The 21,376-nt window shown below is 69.5% G+C and carries 20 protein-coding genes; 7 read left to right on the forward strand and 13 right to left on the reverse strand.

All coding sequences use genetic code 11. The annotated features are described in order from the left end of the window. Nucleotides 1–50: 50 nt before the first annotated feature. On the forward strand, nucleotides 51–509 hold the full coding sequence (locus G6N60_RS06275) for a DUF1003 domain-containing protein (protein ID WP_179969648.1): 459 nt from the start codon (nucleotides 51–53) through the stop codon (nucleotides 507–509). 26 nt (nucleotides 510–535) lie between these two features. Further along, on the forward strand, nucleotides 536–2,107 hold the full coding sequence (gene guaA / locus G6N60_RS06280) for a glutamine-hydrolyzing GMP synthase (protein WP_443678360.1): 1,572 nt from the start codon (nucleotides 536–538) through the stop codon (nucleotides 2,105–2,107). 7 nt (nucleotides 2,108–2,114) lie between these two features. On the opposite strand, the gene G6N60_RS06285 is transcribed toward guaA, so the two are convergent. The 8 genes from G6N60_RS06285 to G6N60_RS06320 all read right to left on the reverse strand — a co-directional run bounded on the left by G6N60_RS06285 (nucleotide 2,115) and on the right by G6N60_RS06320 (nucleotide 11,051). Then, nucleotides 2,115–3,017: a MerR family transcriptional regulator gene (locus G6N60_RS06285; protein WP_163734034.1), complete on the reverse strand. Its 903-nt coding sequence runs from the start codon at nucleotides 3,015–3,017 to the stop codon at nucleotides 2,115–2,117. Between the two features lies 1 nt (nucleotide 3,018). Beyond that, nucleotides 3,019–4,512, reverse strand: a complete 1,494-nt coding sequence (locus G6N60_RS06290; protein ID WP_163734037.1) for a flavin-containing monooxygenase — start codon at nucleotides 4,510–4,512, stop codon at nucleotides 3,019–3,021. A 1-nt stretch (nucleotide 4,513) separates the two neighbouring features. Continuing rightward, nucleotides 4,514–5,434 carry a ferritin-like domain-containing protein gene (locus G6N60_RS06295; RefSeq protein ID WP_163734040.1) on the reverse strand — a complete coding sequence of 307 codons (921 nt, stop codon included), beginning with the start codon at nucleotides 5,432–5,434 and terminating at the stop codon, nucleotides 4,514–4,516. 9 nt (nucleotides 5,435–5,443) lie between these two features. Continuing rightward, nucleotides 5,444–6,277 carry an SDR family NAD(P)-dependent oxidoreductase gene (locus G6N60_RS06300; RefSeq protein WP_163734043.1) on the reverse strand — a complete coding sequence of 278 codons (834 nt, stop codon included), beginning with the start codon at nucleotides 6,275–6,277 and terminating at the stop codon, nucleotides 5,444–5,446. Next, nucleotides 6,274–7,380: an alpha/beta hydrolase gene (locus G6N60_RS06305; protein WP_163743552.1), complete on the reverse strand. Its 1,107-nt coding sequence runs from the start codon at nucleotides 7,378–7,380 to the stop codon at nucleotides 6,274–6,276. The genes G6N60_RS06300 and G6N60_RS06305 overlap by 4 nt, the downstream gene beginning before the upstream one ends. A gap of 115 nt (nucleotides 7,381–7,495) precedes the next feature. Beyond that, nucleotides 7,496–8,215: a hypothetical protein gene (locus G6N60_RS06310; RefSeq protein WP_163734046.1), complete on the reverse strand. Its 720-nt coding sequence runs from the start codon at nucleotides 8,213–8,215 to the stop codon at nucleotides 7,496–7,498. Continuing rightward, nucleotides 8,212–9,432, reverse strand: coding sequence for a zinc ribbon domain-containing protein (locus G6N60_RS06315; RefSeq protein WP_163734050.1), 1,221 nt, complete (start codon nucleotides 9,430–9,432; stop codon nucleotides 8,212–8,214). Before G6N60_RS06315 ends, G6N60_RS06310 begins: the two co-directional genes overlap by 4 nt. Continuing rightward, nucleotides 9,429–11,051 carry a S53 family peptidase gene (locus G6N60_RS06320; protein WP_372511005.1) on the reverse strand — a complete coding sequence of 541 codons (1,623 nt, stop codon included), beginning with the start codon at nucleotides 11,049–11,051 and terminating at the stop codon, nucleotides 9,429–9,431. Before G6N60_RS06320 ends, G6N60_RS06315 begins: the two co-directional genes overlap by 4 nt. Nucleotides 11,052–11,328: 277 nt before the next feature. Between G6N60_RS06320 and G6N60_RS06325 the strand changes: the two genes are divergently transcribed. Beyond that, nucleotides 11,329–12,036 carry a DnaE2-dependent mutagenesis accessory factor ImuA' gene (locus G6N60_RS06325; protein WP_163734056.1) on the forward strand — a complete coding sequence of 236 codons (708 nt, stop codon included), beginning with the start codon at nucleotides 11,329–11,331 and terminating at the stop codon, nucleotides 12,034–12,036. A gap of 31 nt (nucleotides 12,037–12,067) precedes the next feature. Then, nucleotides 12,068–13,639 (forward strand): DNA polymerase Y family protein, encoded by a 1,572-nt coding sequence (locus G6N60_RS06330; protein WP_163743555.1) that lies wholly within the window; start codon nucleotides 12,068–12,070, stop codon nucleotides 13,637–13,639. A 16-nt stretch (nucleotides 13,640–13,655) separates the two neighbouring features. Here the strand turns inward: G6N60_RS06330 and G6N60_RS06335 are convergent, their stop codons facing one another. Together G6N60_RS06335 and G6N60_RS06340 are read right to left on the reverse strand one after the other, a co-directional pair. Then, nucleotides 13,656–14,720 (reverse strand): nucleoside hydrolase, encoded by a 1,065-nt coding sequence (locus tag G6N60_RS06335; protein WP_281355643.1) that lies wholly within the window; start codon nucleotides 14,718–14,720, stop codon nucleotides 13,656–13,658. Nucleotides 14,721–14,744: 24 nt separating this feature from the next. Further along, nucleotides 14,745–16,763, reverse strand: coding sequence for an SDR family oxidoreductase (locus G6N60_RS06340; RefSeq protein ID WP_179969649.1), 2,019 nt, complete (start codon nucleotides 16,761–16,763; stop codon nucleotides 14,745–14,747). A 119-nt stretch (nucleotides 16,764–16,882) separates the two neighbouring features. Between G6N60_RS06340 and G6N60_RS06345 the strand changes: the two genes are divergently transcribed. Beyond that, nucleotides 16,883–17,752: a MaoC family dehydratase gene (locus G6N60_RS06345; RefSeq protein WP_163734062.1), complete on the forward strand. Its 870-nt coding sequence runs from the start codon at nucleotides 16,883–16,885 to the stop codon at nucleotides 17,750–17,752. A gap of 1 nt (nucleotide 17,753) precedes the next feature. On the opposite strand, the gene G6N60_RS06350 is transcribed toward G6N60_RS06345, so the two are convergent. Beyond that, entirely contained in the window at nucleotides 17,754–18,518 is a 765-nt protein-coding gene (locus G6N60_RS06350) for an SDR family NAD(P)-dependent oxidoreductase (protein ID WP_163734065.1), read from the reverse strand. A gap of 10 nt (nucleotides 18,519–18,528) precedes the next feature. On the opposite strand from G6N60_RS06350, the gene G6N60_RS06355 reads away from it, so the two are divergent. Beyond that, on the forward strand, nucleotides 18,529–18,999 hold the full coding sequence (locus G6N60_RS06355) for a nuclear transport factor 2 family protein (RefSeq protein WP_163734068.1): 471 nt from the start codon (nucleotides 18,529–18,531) through the stop codon (nucleotides 18,997–18,999). Here the strand turns inward: G6N60_RS06355 and G6N60_RS06360 are convergent. Next, the gene (locus G6N60_RS06360; protein ID WP_163734071.1) at nucleotides 18,996–19,682 is read right to left on the reverse strand and encodes a DUF899 domain-containing protein; all 687 of its coding nucleotides are present in this window, start codon (nucleotides 19,680–19,682) and stop codon (nucleotides 18,996–18,998) included. The two genes, G6N60_RS06355 and G6N60_RS06360, sit on opposite strands and share 4 nt — an antisense overlap. 57 nt (nucleotides 19,683–19,739) lie before the next feature. Beyond that, the gene (locus tag G6N60_RS06365; RefSeq protein WP_163734074.1) at nucleotides 19,740–20,327 is read right to left on the reverse strand and encodes a TetR/AcrR family transcriptional regulator; all 588 of its coding nucleotides are present in this window, start codon (nucleotides 20,325–20,327) and stop codon (nucleotides 19,740–19,742) included. Nucleotides 20,328–20,417: 90 nt separating this feature from the next. On the opposite strand from G6N60_RS06365, the gene G6N60_RS06370 reads away from it, so the two are divergent. Next, nucleotides 20,418–21,338 (forward strand): NmrA family NAD(P)-binding protein, encoded by a 921-nt coding sequence (locus tag G6N60_RS06370; protein ID WP_163734077.1) that lies wholly within the window; start codon nucleotides 20,418–20,420, stop codon nucleotides 21,336–21,338. Nucleotides 21,339–21,376: the final 38 nt, after the last annotated feature.

A 21,376-nucleotide genomic window follows, 5' to 3' on the forward strand; every position in this document is an offset into this window, starting at 1 on the left:
ATGGGCTTTCCGGGCGCGGTCGACGCGTCCGGGCCTGTCTACGGTGAGGCATGTCCATTGCCTCCACCGCACACCACCACCACCTGCACCCCGATCCTGCGTTGCTCGAGCACGCCCAGCAGCGGGCGACGAACGTGCAGAATCGCGTCGCCGACAAGATCACCACGTTCGCCGGCTCGATGGCGTTCGTCTATTTGCACATCGTCTGGTTCGTCGTCTGGATCGTGACGGGCACGATCTTCGGCTTCGACGCCTACCCCTTCGGTCTCCTGACGATGATCGTGTCGCTGGAGGCGATCTTCCTGTCGACGTTCGTGATGATCAGCCAGAACAGGGCCGACGCCAAGCGTCAGGTCATCGCCGATCACCAGTGGCAGCTGGTGCAGGAGGAGGACAAGCAGAATTGCCAGCTCCTCGCGTTGTCGCAGCAGATCCTGGAGCTGACGACCGCCGTGCACCAGTACATGAGTGCCAACCCCAACGCGTCCACCCCTGCCAGCAAGGGTTGACCGCGTCGCGCCACTAGACTGGGCCAGTGGAAACGGCTTCGGAGACTGTTCAGCCCCGCCCCGTGTTGGTGGTCGACTTCGGCGCTCAGTACGCGCAGCTGATCGCGCGGCGAGTGCGTGAGGCGCGGGTCTACTCCGAAGTCATCCCGCACACCGCGACCGTCGACGAGATCAAGGCGAAGGACCCGGCGGCCATCGTGCTCTCCGGCGGCCCGGCCAGCGTCTACGCCGACGGGGCACCGCAACTGGACCCCGCGATGTTCGATCTCGACGTCCCGGTCTTCGGCATCTGCTACGGCTTCCAGGCGATGGCGCAGGCGCTCGGCGGCACCGTCGCCCACACCGGCACCAGCGAATACGGCCGCACGGACCTGACGGTGTCCGGCGGCGAGCTGCATTCCGACCTGCCCGCGAGCCAACCGGTGTGGATGAGCCATGGCGACGCGGTGACGGTGGCCCCCGACGGCTTCGAGGTCGTCGCGACCAGCGCCGGAGCACCGGTCGCGGCGTTCGAGAACCGCGGTCGCCGCCTCGCCGGCGTGCAGTACCACCCCGAGGTCATGCACAGTCCGCACGGCCAGCAGGTGCTGAGCCGTTTCCTGCACGAGTTCGCCGGCATCGACTCCACGTGGACGGCCGCGAACATCGCCGACGCGCTCGTCGAGCAGGTGCGCGACCAGGTCGGCGACGGCCGGGCGATCTGCGGGCTGTCCGGCGGCGTGGACTCCGCAGTCGCCGCCGCCCTGGTGCAGCGCGCCATCGGCGACCGCCTGACGTGCGTCTTCGTCGACCACGGCCTGCTGAGGGCGGGCGAGCGCGGTCAGGTGCAGCGCGACTTCGTCGCCGCCACGGGGGCCAACCTCGTCACCGTCGACGTCGAGCAGCGGTTCCTCGAAGCGCTGTCGGGCGTCACCAACCCCGAGGGCAAGCGCAAGATCATCGGCCGGGAGTTCATCCGGGCGTTCGAGGGTGCGGTGCGCGACATCGTCGAGGGTGGCGGTGACGACGTCGACTTCCTGGTGCAGGGAACGCTCTACCCCGACGTCGTCGAGTCCGGCGGCGGTACCGGCGCAGCCAACATCAAGAGCCACCACAACGTCGGCGGGTTGCCCGACGATCTGGCCTTCACCCTCGTCGAACCGCTGCGGCTGCTCTTCAAGGACGAGGTCCGCGCGGTCGGCCGCGAACTGGGCCTGCCCGAGGAAATCGTTGGGCGCCAACCCTTTCCAGGACCGGGCCTGGGCATCCGGATCGTCGGGGAGGTCACCGCGGGTCGGTTGGACACGCTGCGCCGCGCCGACGCCATCGCCCGCGAGGAGCTCACCGTCGCCGGTCTGGACAAGCAGATCTGGCAGTGCCCGGTCGTGCTGCTGGCCGACGTGCGGTCGGTCGGCGTGCAGGGCGACGGCCGTACCTACGGTCACCCCATCGTGCTGCGCCCGGTCTCCAGCGAGGACGCCATGACCGCGGACTGGACCAGGGTGCCCTACGACGTCCTCGAGCGGATCTCGACGCGGATCACCAACGAGGTGCCCGAGGTGAACCGCGTCGTGCTCGACGTCACCAGCAAGCCGCCGGGCACCATCGAGTGGGAGTAGCTCGCGGTCAGAGGTCCTCGGCCTTGTCGATGAGGTCGCCGAGGATCTGACTGACCGAGGACTCGATCGTCGATTCGATCGAGAACGCCAGCGTCGCCGACACTGCGGCCAGGGCCTGCGTCCGGAACCGCACCAGCATCGTAATGAGTTCTGCCACTTCGGTATCCGGCGGCAGCGCCGCTCCCGGGTTGATCCGGGTGAGGACGTGCTCGACGCCCGCGCGGACCAGGATCCCGCTGATCTCGTCGATGAGCGGGGCGGTCTGCTCGTGGATGTCGATGAGGGTGTCGGTGGTGACGCCGAACTGGCGGATCTCGTTGAACGCCTCGATCAGCTTGGGGCGCACTACCGTCGCCTCGTCGCCGTCGACGGTGATGACGCCGAGGCCGACCATGCGGTCGAAGCCGGCGTCGTCGTCGACGAGTCGCTTGGCATCGGCGAGCGGCATCCGGTGCGGCTTCTCCGAGGCCCAGCTGCCCGCGATCGCCGACTCGAGGCCCAGCATGTCGCCGAGGTCCTTGCCCTCTTCCCACGCGCTGAGCATTTCGTGCACGTGCGCGATGTTGTAGCCACGGTCGAGCATCGAGGTGATGAGTCGCAGCCGGGTCAGATGGGTGTCGTTGAACAGCGCGATGCGGCCGACCCGCAGCGGCGGGTGGAGCAGGCCGCGATCGCGGTAGACCCGAATGTTGCGCGTCGTCGTGCCGGCCAGCCGCGCCAGTTCCTCGATGCGGTACTCACCGGACGCCTCGACGCCGTGCGGCTGCACGGCGGCGTCGAAGAGTTGCGACACCGCGTTCTCGATGACGTCGCGCGAACCGCGTCGAATCTGTCGCGGCGCACGACGCAGCCCCGTGAGGATCGTCGAGATCGCGCCCGCTTGCTGCCGCGGCTGCCTGGCCGGCGGCATGTCAGGCTGACGAACGGGAGCCCACGGCGGCGGCCGCGTGCCGTGCCTGGGCGACGTAGTCACCCAACTGGAAGTCGCGCATCTGTCGAAGATACTGCGTCGCGAAGCCCGGGTACATCGAGGCGTTGAATCCGTCAGCGGTCAGATACCAGCTGTTGCAGCCGCTCATCCACGTCGTCTTGGTCAGGCGCTTCTGCAGCTGCTCGTTGTGCCGCCGCTGCACGTCGTCGCGGACGTCGAGGTAGCGCAAGTCGTTGCGCAGGATCGTGGTGATGCCCGCGACGGCGTAGTCGATCTGCCCCTCCACGAACACCAGCAGCGAGTTGTGACCCGGGCCGGAGTTGGGCCCGGTCATGAAGAACAGGTTGGGGTAGCCGCTGGCGTTGATGCTCTTGTATGCCTGCGCGCCGCGGGTCCACTCGGCGGCCAGCGACCGGCCCCCGAGTCCGGTCACCGGGTATGGCGGTCCGGTCAGGTGCACGTCGTACCCGGTGGCGAAGACGACGGCGTCCAGGTGGTGCTCCACCCCGTCGCAGGTGCGAATGCCGACCGGGCTCATCGCCGCGATCGGCCAGTCGATGAGCTTGCAGTTGTCCCGCTGCAGTGCCGGGTAGTAGTCGCTGGACACCAGCATGCGCTTGCAGCCGGGGGTGAAGTCCGGGGTCAGCTGCCTGCGCAGCCACGGGTCCTTCACCTGCCGCTTGAGGTGGGCCTTGCCGAGGCGGGCGACCACCGAGCTGAGCGGAGACTTCCACACCAGCGCCGTCGCGCTGGCCTCGTGACCCCAGAACAGGGCTTGGCGGGCAAGTCGTTGCACGGCAGGCACTTTGGCGAACAGCTCCTGCGCGCGCGCCGGCGTGGCGACGTCGAGTCTCGGGATGACCCAGCCCGGGGTGCGCTGAAAGACCTTGACGAACGCGGCCTGCTTGACCAGTTCGGGGACGATCTGCACGGCGCTGGCCCCGGTGCCGATGACGGCGACCCGCTTGCCGGTGAAGTCGTAGTCGTGATCCCAGTCGGCGCTGTGGATCTTGTGACCCTCGTAGGTGTCGATGCCGCGGATGTCGGGCCACGCGTGATCGGTCAGCGGCCCCGAGGCGAGGACGACGGTGCGGGCGCGGTAGGACCGTCGTCCGGTGGTCGACACGTCCCACACGCCGTCGGTCTCGTCGAAGGCCAGGCCATTCACCTCGACGCCGAAGTCGATCCGGCGCCGCAGGTCGAAGCGGTCCACCATGTCCTCGATGTGCTGGCGGATCTCGTCGGCGGGGGAGTAGGCCCGCGACCACGTCGGGTTCGCCACGAAGGAGAACGAGTACAGCAGCGACGGAATGTCGCACGCCGCACCGGGATACGTGTTGTCACGCCAGGTGCCCCCGACGCGCTGGTCGCGTTCGACGATGACGACGTCGTCGACGCCCGCCTCGGTCAGCTTGATCGCGGTGCCGATGCCGCTGAAGCCGGCGCCGACGATGAGGGTGTCGTAGGTGTGCACGTCAGGCCGCCGGCTCGTGGGTGAGTTCCTTGAACCACGACGGGATGGGCTTCAGCAGCCGCCTCGGGTAGCGGTCGGAGGCCCACACCATCGGGTTGGCGATCCAGTGGTACGGGTTGTCGGGCTTGACCACCATGCGCGCGTGCAGCTTCAGCATCTGATAAGTCGGTACGCGCCAGGTGTATTCGGCACGCCCGCCGAGCTCCTTGAAGCGCATCATGGCCTTGTACAGACGCTCGGGCTCCAACCCCATGTCCACGATGTTGTTGCGCATCCGGTTGAGCAGCGGGACGTACATGATCATCCCGATGATCAGACCCGGCGTGGCCAGGCCGCCGACGAAGTCGACCGCCAACTTGCGGGCCTTGGCGTGGCCGATCATGTTCAGCACCTCGAAGTCCACGGCGATGTGCCGCGACTCGTCGTTGTTGATCTTCTCGAACACCTGATGGCACACCGGATCGTCGACCTCGTCGAGCAGGAACTTCAGCAGCGCACCGTCCAGCGCCACCTCCAGCATCGGGATGACGGTGCCGAGCACCGACAGCGACATGTCGTCGGAGTACTTGTCGAGCCATTCGATCGCGAGCCGGATGTTGACGTTGGGTTCGGGCATCTCGCCGCCCTCGAGCATGCCCCAGCGCTTCATCAGTGCGAGTTCGGCATTGGCGTGGCGCTGCTCCTCGGCGTGGAAGTAGCGGTAGATCTCCGCCAGCGTGGGCGTCGGCGCCTTCTTGGCCAGCGCGGCGAAGCCTCGCGCTCCGACGTTCTCGATCCAGCACAGGTCGGCCATGAAGGCCTTCAGCTTGGGCCGGAACTCGTCGCTGATCGTCTCGGCTCCGGGTGCGTCCCAGTCGATGTCGGCCAGCGCCCACTGGCGGTCCTTGATCTTGGCGAGCATTGCATCCATGTCGATTGCCATTGCAGTCTCCTAGTTCGTGACGCGGTTGGTCAGACCCGCGGCGCGGGTGTACACGGTGGGGGTCAATCGTTTGATGCCCCAACCGATTCGGGCATCGGGCTGCGGCATGCAGTACAGCCCGCCGCGGTCGTTGGTGTCCAGGCAGGTGCGCGCGACGCGTTCCGGTGAGAACCCGGTCCAGCGCATGAGTCGGTCGGCGAGCTGCGTGGAGCGCGCCGAGATGCGGCCGGCCTCCACGATGTTCGTCTTGACGAACGTCGGACAGAGCACCGTGACGGTGATACCGGTGCCCGACAGCTCGGCGGCGAGCGTCTCCGACAGGGACAGCACGCCCGCCTTGCTGACGTTGTAGGCGGCCATCCCCGGTGCGGCGCCGAACGCCGCGGCCGACGCGACGTTGATGATGCCTGCGGGTCGGCCCGCCTCGCGAAGGATCGGAGTGAAGACCTGGCAGCCGTGGATCGGTCCCCACAGGTTGATGCCGAGGACCCAACTCCAGTCGTCGGGATCGATCTCGCCGATCGGTGCACCGCCCGCGCCGACACCGGCGTTGTTGATCACCAGCGTCGGCGCTCCGCCGAGCCAGGATTGGGCCTCCTTCGCGAGCTGCGCGACGTCGTCGAGCCGCGAGACGTCGCACCGCACGGACGTCGCCTGCCCACCCGCCGCCGTGATGGCGTCCGCCGTGGCACGTGACGACCCCTCGTCGACGTCACTGCACACGACCCGCCCGCCGCGGCGGGCCAGTTCGGTGGCGAACGCGGCGCCGATGCCGCTGCCCGCACCGGTGATGACGGCGGCCGCGCCATGGCTGCGCTTCGGCGCAGAACCGAACGGCCTCATCCCGCGGCCTGAATGCCGTTGTCTCGCAGCGACTCTGCGACGAATGCCGCGACCTGCCGCATGGCGGGCGCCGCTTCGGGGGTGAGTCTGGGCAGTGCCTGGAACACGTGCACCTGGTCCGGCCAGACCTGCAGTTCGACGGTGCCGCCCGCGGCGGCGATGTCGGCGGCGAGCTTGCGGGCGTCGCCCACCAGCATCTCCCCGCCGCCGGCCTGCACCAGCGTCGGCGGCAGCCGTCGTCCGCCCGCGACGTCGAGGGTCAGCCGCGGATGACTGACATCGGTTCCCGCGCAATACAATTCGACGAGACGCTGGGCGTCGGAGGCCCGGATCGCCGGATCGCGGCGCAGTTCCTCACGGGTGCGGGCGAGCCCGAACGTCAGGTCGATCAGTGGCGAGAACACGGCCAGTCCCGCGGGGTGTGCGACGTCGGGTTGCAGCAGCAGATCGACGGCCAAGTGGCCCCCGGCGGAGTCGCCGACGATGACGATGTCTGCGGGGTCGTATCCCTTCTCGGTGCGCAGCCAGTCCCAGCCCGTGCGCACGTCGACCGCCGCGGTCGGGAAGCGGTAGCGGGGCGCCAGGCGGTAGTCCACGCAGAACACGGGCAGTCCGGTGAGGCGCGACAGCCAGGCGGTCAGCCTGCGGTGCGTGCGCGGTGAGCACAGGGCGAAGCCGCTGCCGTGCACGAAGTAGATGCATTGGCCGGCTCCACCAATTCCCCGGTCGCTTCGCTCCTGCCCGCTGGCTCCACCGATTCCCCGGTCGCTTCGCTCCTGCCCGCCGACTCCACCGATTCCCCGGTCGCTTCGCTCCTGCCCGCTGGCCCCACCAATTCCCCGGTCGCTTCGCTCCTGCCCGCCGGCCCCGCCCCGGACCCACTCACCGACGACCCGCCCGCCGCCGCGCAGCCGGACGTCGACCTTCTCCACCTCGGTGCCGGCGAGGGAGGGTCCGAAGGAGTCCATGATGCGCGCGACGATGCGCCGCGACGTCCACAGCCCCCAGGTGCGTTCCGGCGGTAGCACCGCGCTGAGCTGTCGCAGGGTCAGTCCGCTCACCGCGGCGGCGCTCCGGGATCGCAGGGATCCGCGGGCGGGCATCGTGTCGATGGTCACAACTGCAGTACAGCAGCGATTGGTGACATTTGTCAATGTCACCATTCAGCTGTGCGCGGTCCAGCTCACACCCGTTCTTCCCGCGAGCAGGGCGCGGGACTCAGCGCTGGGGGTCGCCGCGCCAGCTGAAGCTGTTGACGTATTTGCCCATGTCGAGGGCCAGCTGCAGGCCGGCCGCGGACGGTTTGCCGGAGCCGAAGTCCGGCCCGAAGGCGTGGAAGGGTCCCACCGCGCCGGCCACCAGGGCGAGGTCGTGCTTGATCGCCACCATGACCACCAGCCGCATCCGCGTGTACTTGGCGTTCGAGCCCTGCGGCCAGAAGTCGGCGACGAGGCCGTAGCCCGGTTGGTAGCCGACCATCGCATTGGGGATCTCGTAGGCGGTCTTGGTGTCGGGGAACGTCGCCTTGATCAACTGGTCGGTGACCTGCTGGGGCGTGCGTCCGGCGGCCGGCTGGCTGAACAGCCGCATGGTCCCCTTGTCGCCCACCAGGAGGTCGGCGGTGACGCCGCTATCGCCGAGGGTGACCTTGTAGGCCGAACCGACCGCCGGGTAGGCGACCGTGAACGCCCCGTCGGGTGCGGTGTAGCGGGGGTTGATGGTGACGGGGTCGCCCACCGGGGGACGTCCGCAGTCGGGCGGGCAGACGTAGCGGGCCGACGGCGTCTCGACGGCTCCGGACAGCACGACGAGACCCGCCGCGACGAGGCCGATCGCCGCGACCCACACGACGAGCAGGCGTCGGTGGGAGGTCTTGGGAAGCGTTGGGACGGTGTAGGTTCCGGCGTGCGTCGAGTAACCCTGCGCGATCGTGGTCACGGCGCGTCGGCCTCCGGTTCGTGGCGCACGGGCCGCAGCTCACGCCGCGACCGGCGCGATGACCGCGAGGCCGCCCTGGTGGCCGCGCCGCAGGCCACGCAGAAGGCCATGTCGGGCACGACGTTGTGGCAGTGCGGGCACAGAATGGGTTGATCGGACGCGATGTCGTCGTGATTCTCGTGCAGTAGCGCCAGGTGCAGGCCGACCCGCAGGGCGAGCAGCGCGCCGGCGGTGACGGTGAGATGCAGCACCAGCTGCAGGATCTGGGGCATCCGCGCGACGTCGACCAGGCCGAGCAATCCGTACATCGTCATGACGAGCAGGGCGAAGACGCTCAGCGTCACGCGGACGTAGTTGCGGTGCTGGTGCTTCTTGTTCTCCGGCCTGGCGAACCACAGCGCGCAGCCGATCAGTCCGCCGACCGCGGCCGCGGTCAGTGGTACGGCGACACCGCGGATGCCCGCTTCGACGACGAGGCCGCTCAGCGGCCGGTCCCTGGCGATCATGCCGCCGCTGAACTGGGGGGCGAGTCGCGTCATTTGCGCTGCGGCAGTGAACATCAGCGCGCCGAGGGCGCCAATGGCGAAGCCGTCGAGGGACTCCCGCTCGCCGGGGCGCACCAGACGCACCAGCACGGCGGGAACGAGCATGAGCACCAGACCCCCGATGGGAACGCCGAGACCGTCCCGGAGGATGCGGGATCCGGCGATGCCGACACCGATTCCGACGTCGTACTGCTGGGCGAGCATGGCACCGGTCAGCAGCACCCAGCCGACCCCGAGGCCGATGCCCAACCCGGCGGTCACGACCAGGACGCTGGTGGGGACGTCGTCGTAGACGTCGGACTCCTGCAGGTAGATGAGGAAGAGCAGCGGAAGGCCAAGTGCGGCAACGGTGATGATGGCGGCGGGCAGGCGGAACAGGGTCGCGGCGACCAGGGCGGCCAGCAGCACGCCGAGCCCCAGCAGGAACGGGACGCGCGACTGGGTCGACAGGTGCGGGAACAGCGTGCTGACGATGTTCGGCCGCAGGAGATGCTCACCGGGGGAGGCGCTGTAGGCCTTCATCCGGAGCCAGTCCGGTCCCTGGGGCTGCTGGTGGTCCTTCAGGGGCAGCCCGCAGAGACCGCAGTATTCGCCGTCGGGTACCGGCACCCTGCACACCCGGCACTCGACCATGCCGGGTTCGAGGTCGTCGGTGTCGGAATCGGTGGTCATGGCGCGACCCTCTGCAGGATGAGGAGATTGCGGGCGAGGTTGTCGACGTTCGGTGTGCCGAGTCCGCTCACCAGGTCGTAGCCCGACCCCGCGATGTCGACGGCGTTCCCGCCGAGGTACACGTCGCGGAACGCGGGCAGGGGAGCGCCCTGGGCGATCTGGTAGAGCAGCGGGTTGATGTCACCAATTGCGTTGCCGCCGTTTGACTTCAGGTATTGCGTCATGATCGCGGCGAAGCCGGCCCAGATCGGTGCGGACTGCGAGGTGCCGCCACCGACCACGGTGGCTCCGTTGAGCACGATCCTCACCCCGGTGAAGGGATCGGCGACGGCGGCGACGTCGGGCGTCAGCCGCTTGCCGGTGTTGCGATTGCCGGGGATCTGCCCGGCCGCGACGCGCTGCCACGGCGGCAGGGCGAACAGCGACGACACCCCACCGCCGGTGCCCTGGGACAGTGGGACGTCGAACCAGGCCTGTTCGGCCAGCCACCGGCCCGTGGCGTCGGTGGACAGCGTCGTGCCACCGACACTGGTCATCTCGGGAATGGAGGAGATGGAGTCCAGTCCGACGTCGGCGGGCCCCGGCGGGGAATCCCAGTCGTCGCCGCCCTTGCACTCCAGTCCGGCGAGGTCGCCGCTGGCGTTGAACGACGTGGTGCCGTGCGTGTGGGCGGCCGCGAGTGCGGAGCGCACCGGCGCCAAATCCGCTGCGGTGAGCAGTTTGTCGCAACCCCAGCCGATCGAGAAGCTCCAGATCGCGCCGGGGAAGCGGCGATCGGTGTCCTCCATCATCTGGCCGATCTTCTGGAACGCGCCGTCGCCCTCGACGGTCGGACGGGCGTTGACGACGACGGTCTGGGCGTCCGGGGCGATCGCATGGACGAGCTCGAGGTCCATCGTGGTCTCGCCGTACGGCGTCGGCGGCTTGTCACCGACGATGGTGGGGGTGAACTTCGGCAGCCCGCTGCTGGTGGAGAAGGCGTCGAGGTCGGACTGGGCGAAGCCGTTGAAGGCGAACACCACGACGGTGGTGCCCTTGCCGGTGAAGCCGTTCCTGGCCATGGTCGCGGCGTTGTAAGTGGTGAGCAGGGCGTCGGGGGTCAGGCCCTGGTCGGGCACGTCCAGCGGGACGATGCTCGGGCGCGATTCGTGATGCGGTGTGTAACTGAGGATTCGGCCGAGCTCGTCGACCTCGTTGCGCAGCGGGGGCGGTACCTGCGGCTGCTGCGGTGACGCGTAGAACTCCTGGCCGCGCTGACCGCGGTAGTCGTGGACCTGCACGCCGAACGCACGAGCCACGTGGTCGGCGGTGCCCTCGACGATGGCCCAGCCGTCGCTGGCGCGCCACTGCACGGTGAGGCCGTGCTGCTCGGCCCAGTTCATCAGGGCGTCGGGGCGCCGTCGCTCGATGAGCATCGCCGTGAGCTGGACGTGGTCGCTCTGGGCGGGGCCGAGGTCGGTCGAGGCGGCCAGCAGCGAGGCATAGGGCCCGTCGATGAGGGTGGGCGACGGGGCGGCCGGGGTCGACCGGAGATCGGACGTGCAGGACAGCACCCCGACCAGTACGGCGACCAGCAGCCACGGCCACGGACTTCGAGGCCGGGCTCGAGATGCGGTCACGGTAGGAGACGGCGTGGCGGTGTCGGGGAGCGATCTCGTGTGCGTGTCCTCACTGATCCCGATGCCGACGCGTACCCCGGTCCCCTCCCTTGGAGGGGGCCGGTGAGCGCACTGTATCCGACGGGTCCGACGGCCGCACCGGCATTTCACTGGCGGCGTAGGAGCCATCCCCGGCCGCGCCGGATCCGCTTGACGCTGTCGGTGGGTGAGTGTTTACTCGTCGTATCGAACATACTTTCGAATGCGGGATGGTTCTGATGGTGCGAAAGGTGCTGTTGTGACAGCGGTGGCGCGAGTTGACGAACGCTCGCAAAATCACGCTGAACAGGTAGAACACCTCAGACGCAAGATAGCAGAGGTGTCCGGACGGGCCACGGGCTCGGTAGGTCCCACCCGCCGCGGAGCGATGGCGTCGAACACCTCCCTACCGGCCTCAGAAAATTTGCTACAAGCCCCCGAGGCGCTGGCCGATCTGCTGCCCGGTGCGTTGCCACGGGGGTCGGTCGCAGTGGTGTCGGGCGCTCGGTCGCTGGCGCTGCGACTGGTGGCGGCGGTGACGTCGGAGGGCGGACACGCGGCCATCGTGGGCCAGCCCGACGTGGGTCTGCTCGCCGCCGTCGAGATGGGTGCCGACCTGAGCCGGCTCGCGGTGATCCCCGACCCCGGTGCCGATCCGGTGGAGGTGGCCGCGGTGCTGATGGATGGCCTGGATCTGGTGGTGCTCGGCCTGGGCGGCCGGTCGGTGGCGCCGACCAGGGCCCGTGCCGTGACCGCGCGGGCCAGACAGAAGGGCTGCACGCTGGTGATCACCGACGGTGACTGGCACGGGGCGTCGGCCCGGCTGGAGTCGAGGGTGTGCGGTTTCGAGGTGACGGGTGCGGGCCCCGGCGCACCCACCCCGGGATGCGGGCGCATCAGTCGGGTGCGGCTGACGACCAGTGCGACGGGCCGGGTCGGTGGCCATGCGCGCGTCGTAGGCGGATGACGTGGCGGGCCGGGTACTGGCCATCTGGTGCATGGACTGGCCCGCGGTGGCGGCGGCCGCGGCGGCGGGCCTGGCTGCGACCGATCCCGTCGTCGTCACGCTGGCCAATCGCGTCGTGGCGTGCTCGGCGTCGGCGCGCTCGGCCGGGGTGCGCAGGGGGTTGCGCCGCAGGGAGGCCCAGGCGCGCTGCCCCCACGTTCACGTCGTCACCGCCGACCCGGGTCGCGATGCCCGGCACTTCGAGGCCGTCACGGCGGCGGTGGACGAGGTCGTCCCTCGCGCGGAGGTCCTGCGGCCGGGTCTGCTGGTGGTGTCGGTGCGGGGGGCGGCGCGCTACTTCGGCTCCGAGCAGGCCGCGTCGGAGCGCCTCGTCGACGCGGTCGCCGCGGCCGGGGCGGAGTGTCAGGTCGGCATCGCCGATCAGATGCCGACGGCGGTGTTCGCCGCTCGCGCCGGCTGCATCGTCGAGCCCGGTGGGGACGCCCACTTCCTGGCCGGTCTGTCGATCCGGCAGCTCGCCACCGAGCCCAGCCTGGCCGCACCCGGTCGTGACGATCTAGCAGACCTGTTGTGGCGCATGGGTATTCGGACCATCGGTCAGTTCGCCGAGCTGCCACGCTCGGACGTGGCATCCCGCTTCGGCGCCGATGCGATCATCGCCCACCGGTTCGCCCGCGGAGAGCCCGACCGTGGGCCGTCGGGCCGGGAGTCCGCGCCGGATCTCGACGCCGTCGTGGATTGCGATCCGCCGGTGGACCGGGTCGACGCCGCGGCCTTCGCCGGGCGGTCGCTGGCCGGTGAACTGCACCGCAGCCTGGAGGCGTCGGGCGTCGGCTGCACGCGCCTGGCGATCCACGCGGTCACCGCGAATGGCGAAGAGATGCACCGGGTCTGGCGGTGCGCCGAGCCGTTGACCGAGGACGCCACCGCGGACCGGGTGCGGTGGCAGCTCGACGGATGGTTGAACCGACGCAATCCGGACGAACGGCCCACGGCCCCGATCACCACGCTGCGGCTGCATCCGGTGGAGGTGGTGTCGGCGTCGGCGCTGCAACTGCCGCTGTGGGGTTCCTCGGGTGACGACGACCGGTTGCGGGCCCGCCGGGCGCTGGTCCGGGTTCAGGGACTGCTCGGGCCGGAGTCGGTGCAGGTGCCGGTGCTCAGCGGCGGTCGGGGGCCCGCCGAGCGCATCACCCTCACGCCGTTGGGCGACGAGCCGGTGCCACGGGCCGACCCGAATCAGCCCTGGCCCGGGCAGCTTCCCGAACCGTCGCCCGCCGTGCTGCTCGACGATCCGGTCGAGTTGCTCGATGCCGAGGGCGCCCCGGTGCGGGTGACCGGTCGGGGCGTGTTCTCGGCAGACCCGGTACGGCTCGACGGGGGTGGTCGTACCGGGACGTTGACGTGGTGGGCCGGGCCGTGGCCGGTCGACGAAAGATGGTGGGACGCAGGCAAGGACGCGCACTCATCCGGTAGGGCTGGGCGCACGGCGCGGGTGCAGGTGCTGATTCGTCGACCCGGGCGGCGCAGTGATGACGTCGAGCAGGCGATGCTGCTGTGCTATCGGCATCGGCAGTGGTTTCTGGAGGGAGTATATGAGTAACTCGGTACGGCGCGCCTCACCCGAGCGTGGCGGCGTAGGGCCCCACCCGCGCGATGAACCGGTCGAAGAAGACCTCGGGGTCGACGCCAACGCCGATGTGCGCGTTGGGTTGTCGTCCCCAATGGCCCCGCCAGTCGGCCACCGTCATGCCGCGAGTCAGGGTGCCCGTCAGTTCGACGTCGATGGTGGCCTGCTCGTAGCGCACCAGATCCGGGTCCAGTGCGACGGCGGCGGCCAGCGGATCGTGCAGGTGCGCGAGATAGCCCTCGCCCTGGTCGAAGTGGAACTCGAAGTAGAAGCGCATCGCGTCCTCCAGGACGCGGATCAGCGGGTTGGACGCCGCCGACCGGGACCCGCGATCGTCGAGCACGCTCATCGGGGTGGTGGCGGAGCCGGCGGCCGCCGCCAGCCTGCTGAGGATCGTCGGGGTCATCGCGATGTTCTCGGTGAGGTTGAGCCCCAACACGATTGGCAGATGCGTCGGCCTGTCCAACCCCCAGGCCGCACTCCACACGGTGAACACCTCGGAGCCGGACTCGGGGTCGACGCTGATGTTCCACTCCGCGACCGGGGTCGTGTTGCCGCGGTAGTCGAACGCGCCGCCCATCACCACCAGACGTCGCAGCAGCCGCGGCAACGCGGGCTCGATCCGCATGGCCAGCGCCAGGTTGGTCAGCGGGCCGGTCACCAGGCCGATCAACTCACCGGGGTGGTCGCGGGCCGCCTTCACCCACGCCGTCGCGGCGTCGTAGTCGGTCAGCGTGCCGTCGCGGGAGGGCAGCCGAGCGTAGCCGAGCCCCTCGGGGCCGTGGGTGTCCTCGGCGGTGCGCAGCGGTGCGGCCAGCGGTCGGTCGGAACCCCGGGACACCGGCACGTCTGCGCCGCACAGCGCCAGCAGGCCCAGGTTGTTGGCGCAGACCTGGTCGACGGGAACGTTGCCCGCGGTCGAGGCAATGCCGACGATGCGAGCGTCGTCGCTGGCGAGCAGGTAGGCCAGGGCCATGGCGTCGTCCACGCCGGTGTCGACGTCGACGAAGATGGGCGCAGCGCTGGACCCGTTCGCGCCGCTCACGCGACTCACGCGGCTAACGATAGGGCCGGCCACCTACCAGTGCACACCCGGGATCAGGCGGACGGCGCGCTTCAGCGGCCGGGGCGCGCGCAGACTCGTCGCGACGGCGCGGGCGGGCCGCTTGGGTCGCCGGGTGGGTGTCTGCGCCACCGGTGTCGACGGCTCCGGCGCGGCGATTCCGCGAGCGGCCGCCGAGTCCGGGTAGCCGAGGTACACCTGGTGCAGGATGCGGCGCGACAGCTTCGGCACGAAGTACATTCCGGCGTCGGCCAGCGTGCCCAGGGGCGTGTCGATGCGTGCGGGCTTCTCGACCAGACCGCGCACCACCATCGCGGCGGCGTGGTCGGGGGTGATCGCGGACGTCGGGTTGAGCTTGCGCGACGGGGCGATCATCGGCGTCTCCACCAGGGGCATGTGAATGCTGGTGAACGTCACGTGATCCGAGAGCGTCTCGGTGCCGACCACGTCGGCGAATGCGTCGAGGGCCGCCTTGCTCGGAATGTAGGCGCTGTACTTCGGGCTGCTGGACTGCACGCCGGCACTGGAGACGTTCACGACGTGGCCGAAGCGGCGCTCGCGCCAGTGCGGCAGCAGCGCCAGCACCATCCGCACCGAGCCGAAGTAGTTGACGGCCATCACGCGTTCGTAGTCGTGGAGTCGGTCGGTCGACGCCGACACCGACCGCCGGATCGAGCGTCCGGCATTGTTGACCAGGTAGTCGACGTGTCCGAAGCGACCGAGGATGTCCTTGACGGTGTGGTCCACCGATGCCGAGTCGGTCACGTCGCAGGTGAAAGCGTATGCGCTGCCGCCGAATTCGCGAATCTCGGCGATCAGGTCATCGAGGGCCTGGCCGTTACGGGCCAGTGCGAACACCGTCGCTCCGCGTTCGGCCACCGCGATCGCCGACGCCCGCCCGATGCCGCTCGAGGCGCCGGTGATGATCACGTGCCGACCGACCAGCGGTCCCGCCGGGTCGTCGCGGCGTGCGCGGTCGGGATCGAGGTGCTCGGCCCAGTACCGCCACAGCTTCGGGGCGTAGGACGAGAACTCGGGGACGCGTATTCCCGTGTCGCGCAAGGCTTCTGCGGCGTTGTCCGACGTGAACGTCGGCGCCAGGTCGACGACGTCGAGGATCTCCGCGGGGATGCCGAGCTGGGTGGCCGCCATGTTGCGCAGGATCTTGGCGCGTCCGGTCGCCTTGAGGAACGGCGTCGCCATCGACCCCGGCAGGGTGGCGCGCAGCTCGGGCAGTCCCGCGGCCCTGGCCACGCCCAGGTAGATGTGTTTCAGCCCAAGGGAAGTCGGGGCGGTGAGGTGGAACGTCTGACCGTCCCGGCCGGGGGCGTGCATGATCGACTCGAGGGCGTCGACGACGTAGTCCACCGGCACGACGTTCGTGCGACCGGTGTCCGGCAGCATGATCGGCGTCAGCCTCGGCAGGATCGCCAGCTTCGCCAGCAGCCCGAAGAAGTAGTACGGGCCGTCGATCTTGTCCATCTCGCCGGTGCGGGAGTCCCCGACCACGACGGCGGGCCGGTATACGCGGTACCGCAACCCCGGGGCGGCCCGCACCAGCATCTCCGCCTCGAACTTGGTCTGGTGATAGGGCGTCGGGAGGTCCTGTGCAACGTCGAAGTCCGCCTCGGTGTACTCGCCGGGGAACGTGCCGGCCACCGCGATCGAGGACACGTGGTGCAGTGTCGCGTGCGTGGCGGTGGCGAACTCGATGACCGCCCTGGTGCCGTCGACGTTGGCGGCGCGCTGCGCCTCGTCGGACGCGGTGACGTCGTAGATCGCACCGCAGTGCACGACGTGGTCGACCGCGCCGAGTTCGGCGAGGGTCTCGTCGGTGAGGCCGAGTCGCGGCGCGGTGAGATCGCCGACCAGTGGCTTGACCGACTCGCCCCACTGCTCGGCGAGCCGCTCGAAGCGCGACAGCGACTCCCGCCGGACCAGCACCCATACCTCGGGTTCGTCGGTGCGGGCGGCCAGGGCGGTCACGAGTCGGCGGCCAATGAACCCGGTACCGCCGGTAACGACATAGCGCATGCGAGTCATAGTCGCCCCTGTCCGCGAGTTGGTCAACAACGTGTGACCCAATCGGGATCGCCGCCCCTGCCGCCCGCTATCGTCCGAATCGAGCCGCCACCGCCTTCAAGGGAGAACGCATGCCGATCAACCCCGACGCCATCGGTGCCACCACCGCACCGCAACCCTTCGAATGGACCGAGCGCGACACCCTGCTGTACGCGCTCGGCGTCGGGGCGGGCACCGAGGATCTCGCGTTCACCACCGAGAACAGTCACGACATCGACCAGCAGGTGCTCCCGACCTACGCCGTCATCGCGTGCTCCGCCTGGGGCGCCATGACCGAGGTGGGCTCGTTCAACTGGGCCATGCTGCTGCACGGGTCGCAGCAGATCCGGCTGCACGCGCCGCTGCCGCCGTCGGGCGCGCTGAACGTGCATTCCGAGGTCGTCGACATCCAGGACAAGGGCGAGGGCAAGAACGCCATCCTGGTCTTCAAGGGCATCGGCACCGATCCCGACAGCGGTGAGGTCGTGGCCGAGACGCTGTCGACCGCCGTCATCCGCGGTGAGGGCGGCTTCGGTGGTGCGCCGGGCGAGCGGCCCGTTACGCCCGAGATCCCCGACCGCGAGCCCGATGCGCAGGTGGCGCTGCCGACCACGGAGGTCCAGCCGCTGATCTATCGGTTGTCCGGTGATCGCAATCCGCTGCACAGCGATCCCTGGTTCGCGAAGAACCTCGCCGGCTTCCCCAAGCCGATCCTGCACGGGCTGTGCACCTACGGGGTGGCCGGGCGTGCGCTGGTGGCCGAACTCGGTGGCAACGACGCCAGCAAGGTCACTGCCATCGGCGCCCGCTTCACCTCGCCGGTGTTCCCCGGCGAGACGTTGACGACGTCGATCTGGCGCACCGAGCCGGGCCACGCGGTGTTCCGCACCGAGGCGGCCGAAGCGGACGGATCCAACCAGCGCGTCGTGCTGCAGGACGGCACCGTCGAATACGTCGACTGACCTACCAGGTCTGTTCGGCCGATCGCACCAGCATCTCGTTCACCGCGACGCGACGGTCGCGCGTCACCATGTAGGTGACCGCGTCGGCGATGTCCTCCGGTTGCAGCTTCACCATGCCCGGGATGCGTGCCTCGATGGCCTCGCGGTCGGCGGCGGGCAGATTGTGGGTGATCTCGGTCTGCACGGTGCCTGGCTCGACGAGGCCGACGCGCACCCGCTGCCCGAGCACCTCCTGGCGCAACCCCTCGGAGAACGCGCCGATCCCGAACTTGGTCAGCGAGTACACCGCGGTACCCGGCCGGGCGACGCGTCCCGCAGTGGAGCTGATGTTCACGACGTCGGCAACGCCGCGGGGAGAGTCCGCGGCCGCGGCGACGAGGTGCGGCAGGCTCGCGTGGGTGACGTAGAGCAGGCCCTGGACGTTGACCGACACCATCCGGTCCCAGTCCGCGGTGTCGGCCTCGGCGGCCGGCCCGATCGTCATGAGACCCGCGTTGTTCACGACGACGTCGAGGCGGCCCAGTTCGGTGACGACCTCGTCGACCGCGGCTGCGGCCCGCGGCTGGTCGGCGACGTCGGCCTCTACCGCGATCGCCCGGCCCCCGGCGGATTCGATGCGGGTCCGCAGATCGTCGAGCCGGTCGCGGCGCCGGGCGACGAGCGCCAGCGTGGCGCCCTCGGCGGCCAGCGCCAGCGCCGTCGCCTCACCGATACCGCTGCTCGCTCCCGTCACCAAAGCCACCGTGCCATCGAGTCGTTGCGTCATGATGGCCATCATGACCGATGACGCCAAGCCGCCGTTTCCCCCGTTCGATGCCGACAGCGCCATCGTCAAGGTGCAGGCGGCCGAGGATGCCTGGAACACCCGCGACCCGCACCGGGTGAGCCTGGCGTACACCGAGGATTCGCAGTGGCGCAATCGCGACCAGTTCATCACCGGGCGCGCCGAGATCGTCGAGTTCCTGACCGCCAAGTGGGAGCGGGAGCTCGACTACGTGCTGCGTAAGAGTCTCTGGGGGTTTCGGGAGAACCGGATGGCCGTGCGGTTCCAGTACGAATGGCACGACGCGTCGGGGCAGTGGTTCCGCAGCTACGGCAACGAGCTGTGGGAGTTCGACGAGCGCGGGCTCATGCGGCGTCGCGAGGCCAGCATCAACGACGTCCCCATCGTCGAGTCCGACCGCCGGTACTTCGGTCCCCGTCCCGAGTCCGAACGCGGTGCGGGACACGACATTCCGCTGCGCTAGCCGGTGCCGTAGGCCTTCGCGATCTCCGGTGAGTCGAGCCAGCGGGAGTACGTCGGTGACTGCGGCCAGCCCTGCGGAGAGTCCTGCCACTCCTCCTGCCGACCCCACGGCAACAGGTCGATGAGCGCGAAGGAGTGGCTGAGCTGTTCCGTGCCGCGCCCGTCGGTGTGCCAGGTGCGGTAGACGGTGTCGCCGTCACGCAGGAACACGTTGACGGCGAAGCCTTGACCGGGAGGCGCCCCCACATCGGCGCCGAAGCTGCTCTCCGACGACGAGTACCAGTCCATTCGGTTGCCGACCTTGGCCTTGTACGCCAGGGCCTCGTCGATGGGCCCGTTCGTCACGATCACGAAGCGGGCGTCGTAGCCGTTCAGGAACTCCAAGCGGGTGAATTGCGACGTGAAGCCCGTGCAGCCACCGCACTGCCATTCGGCGTCGTCGAACCACATGTGGTTGTAGACGATCAGCTGGCGGCGACCGTCGAAGATCTCGGCGAGCGTGACGGGCCCGTCGGCACCGACGAGGGTGTACTTCGGCATCTCGACCATGGGCAGTCGGCGGCGCTGTGCGGCGATGTCGTCCAGTTCGCGGGTGGCGGCCTTCTCCCTGGCGCGCAACTCGTCGAGGGCCGTGCGCCACGACGCCTCGTCGACGATGGGAGGTAGGGCAGTCGTCTCGGTCACGTGTCCTCCTGGTGTCGGGGTGTCCTCACCAGTATCGACCGTTCAGCCCGGGGAGACTCACCGCCCGTCGATGAGGACCGCGGCGGCCGACCGGGCGTAGCGCATGGGGGCGCCGTCGTTCAGCGTGGTGCTCAGTGCCAGCGCGCCCTCGAAGAGGACGGCGAGTTGGTGGCCGACGGCGCGCGGATCGCTCACGCCGGCATCGGCGCACGTGCGGACGAGCTCGTCGATGAAGGCGAGCTTGTGGGCGTGCACGATGTCGTGCACCTCGGGCATGCCGTCGGCGGCCTCGACGGCGGCGTTGTGGAAGGGGCAGCCGCGGACCCGCCCGTCCGCACCGCCGTCGAAGATCGCCAGTAGGCGGTTGCGCGGTGTGCGGCGCGGGGCCGACAGGGCGCGCTCCAGCGGGATGGCCCGGTTCGCGTCGAGGTCGGCCAGGTACGCCTGGACGAGGACGTCCTTGCTCGGAAAGTGTTGGAAGAGCGTGCGTTTGGAGACGTGGGCGTGCTGGGCGATGCGGTCGACGCCCGTGGCGTGGATGCCGTCTCGGTAGAACAGCGTCCGTGCCGCGGCCAGGATGCGTTCGCGCGCGCCGCGCCCGCCGCTCTCGAATTGCGCCCCGGAGGTGCCGTCTACGCCCGCCATGCCAGTGAGTATACAGATCTGTTTACACATGCCCATCGAACCGGTACGGTCTAGACGTACACAGATCGGTTTACTTCGAAGGGTATCGGCATGACTGAACACGACCTCGTCCTCGTCACCGCAGCGACCGGCAAGACGGGGATGCCCGTGGTGGCGGCACTTCGCGAGCGCGGGCTCCCGGTGCGCGCCCTCGTGCACCGTCTCGACGAGCGCGCCGACCGCCTGACCGCCCTCGGTGTCGACGTCGTCGAGGGCGACCTGCTCGACGCCGACGCGGTGAGCCGAGCGACCGAGGGGGTGGGCACCGCGTACTTCTGCTACCCCATCACGCCGGGATTGCTCGACGCGACGGGCCTGTTCGCCCAGGCCGCCTCCGAGGCGGGCGTGCGGGCGGTGGTGAACATGTCGCAGATCTCCGCCCGCCGACAAGCCAAGAGCCACGCGGCCTTTCAGCACTGGCTGAGTGAGCGACTGTTCGACTCCACCACGATGATGACCACGCACCTGCGTCCGACGTTCTTCGGTGCGTGGCTGACCATGAAGTGGGTGCCGGGGGTCGTGGGTTGGAGCGTCGAGGACGGCACGGGTGTGCTGCGGTTGCCGTTCGGGGCCGGCCGCCATGGACCGATCGCCGAGACCGATCAGGGTCGCTTCATCGCCGCCGTGCTGGCGAATCCGGTTCCGCACGATCGCCAGACGTATGCGCTGACCGGCCCGGTCGACCTCGACCATCACCAGATCGCCGACGAATTGGCCGGTGCGCTCGGCATCCCGGTGCGCTACGAATCCATCGAGATCCCGGTCTTCTCCGAGGCGCTGCTGCAGGCGGGTTACCCGCCGTTCCTCGTCCAGCACCTGGCGAGCGTGGCGCAGAACTACCGCGAGGGCGTCTTCGCGGGCGCCAACGACCTCGTCGAGGTGGTGACCGGCACCGCGGCGCAGACGGTTCGGCAGTTCGCCGCGGCCAACCGCTCTGCGTTCCTCGAGGACGGGCTCGTCCAGACCCGTTGAGCCGACGTAATGGCCCTGGCATTCGAACATCAGTTCGA

This window comes from Mycolicibacterium madagascariense (assembly GCF_010729665.1).
In the GTDB taxonomy this organism is placed as follows: Bacteria; Actinomycetota; Actinomycetes; order Mycobacteriales; family Mycobacteriaceae; genus Mycobacterium; species Mycobacterium madagascariense.

Excerpts from the sequence above, each read along its gene's own strand:
- G6N60_RS06285 (WP_163734034.1), bottom strand. The coding sequence starts at position 3,017 with ATGCCGCCGGCCAGGCAGCCGCGGCAGCAAGCGGGCGCGATCTCGACG.
- G6N60_RS06275 (WP_179969648.1), top strand. The coding sequence starts at position 51 with ATGTCCATTGCCTCCACCGCACACCACCACCACCTGCACCCCGATCCT.
- G6N60_RS06295 (WP_163734040.1), bottom strand. The coding sequence starts at position 5,434 with ATGGCAATCGACATGGATGCAATGCTCGCCAAGATCAAGGACCGCCAG.
- G6N60_RS06350 (WP_163734065.1), bottom strand. The coding sequence starts at position 18,518 with ATGACGCAACGACTCGATGGCACGGTGGCTTTGGTGACGGGAGCGAGC.
- G6N60_RS06370 (WP_163734077.1), top strand. The coding sequence starts at position 20,418 with ATGACTGAACACGACCTCGTCCTCGTCACCGCAGCGACCGGCAAGACG.
- G6N60_RS06345 (WP_163734062.1), top strand. The coding sequence starts at position 16,883 with ATGCCGATCAACCCCGACGCCATCGGTGCCACCACCGCACCGCAACCC.
- G6N60_RS06365 (WP_163734074.1), bottom strand. The coding sequence starts at position 20,327 with ATGGCGGGCGTAGACGGCACCTCCGGGGCGCAATTCGAGAGCGGCGGG.
- G6N60_RS06315 (WP_163734050.1), bottom strand. The coding sequence starts at position 9,432 with ATGACCACCGATTCCGACACCGACGACCTCGAACCCGGCATGGTCGAG.
- G6N60_RS06355 (WP_163734068.1), top strand. The coding sequence starts at position 18,529 with ATGACCGATGACGCCAAGCCGCCGTTTCCCCCGTTCGATGCCGACAGC.
- G6N60_RS06340 (WP_179969649.1), bottom strand. The coding sequence starts at position 16,763 with ATGCGCTATGTCGTTACCGGCGGTACCGGGTTCATTGGCCGCCGACTC.
- G6N60_RS06300 (WP_163734043.1), bottom strand. The coding sequence starts at position 6,277 with ATGAGGCCGTTCGGTTCTGCGCCGAAGCGCAGCCATGGCGCGGCCGCC.
- G6N60_RS06305 (WP_163743552.1), bottom strand. The coding sequence starts at position 7,380 with ATGCCCGCCCGCGGATCCCTGCGATCCCGGAGCGCCGCCGCGGTGAGC.
- G6N60_RS06330 (WP_163743555.1), top strand. The coding sequence starts at position 12,068 with ATGGACTGGCCCGCGGTGGCGGCGGCCGCGGCGGCGGGCCTGGCTGCG.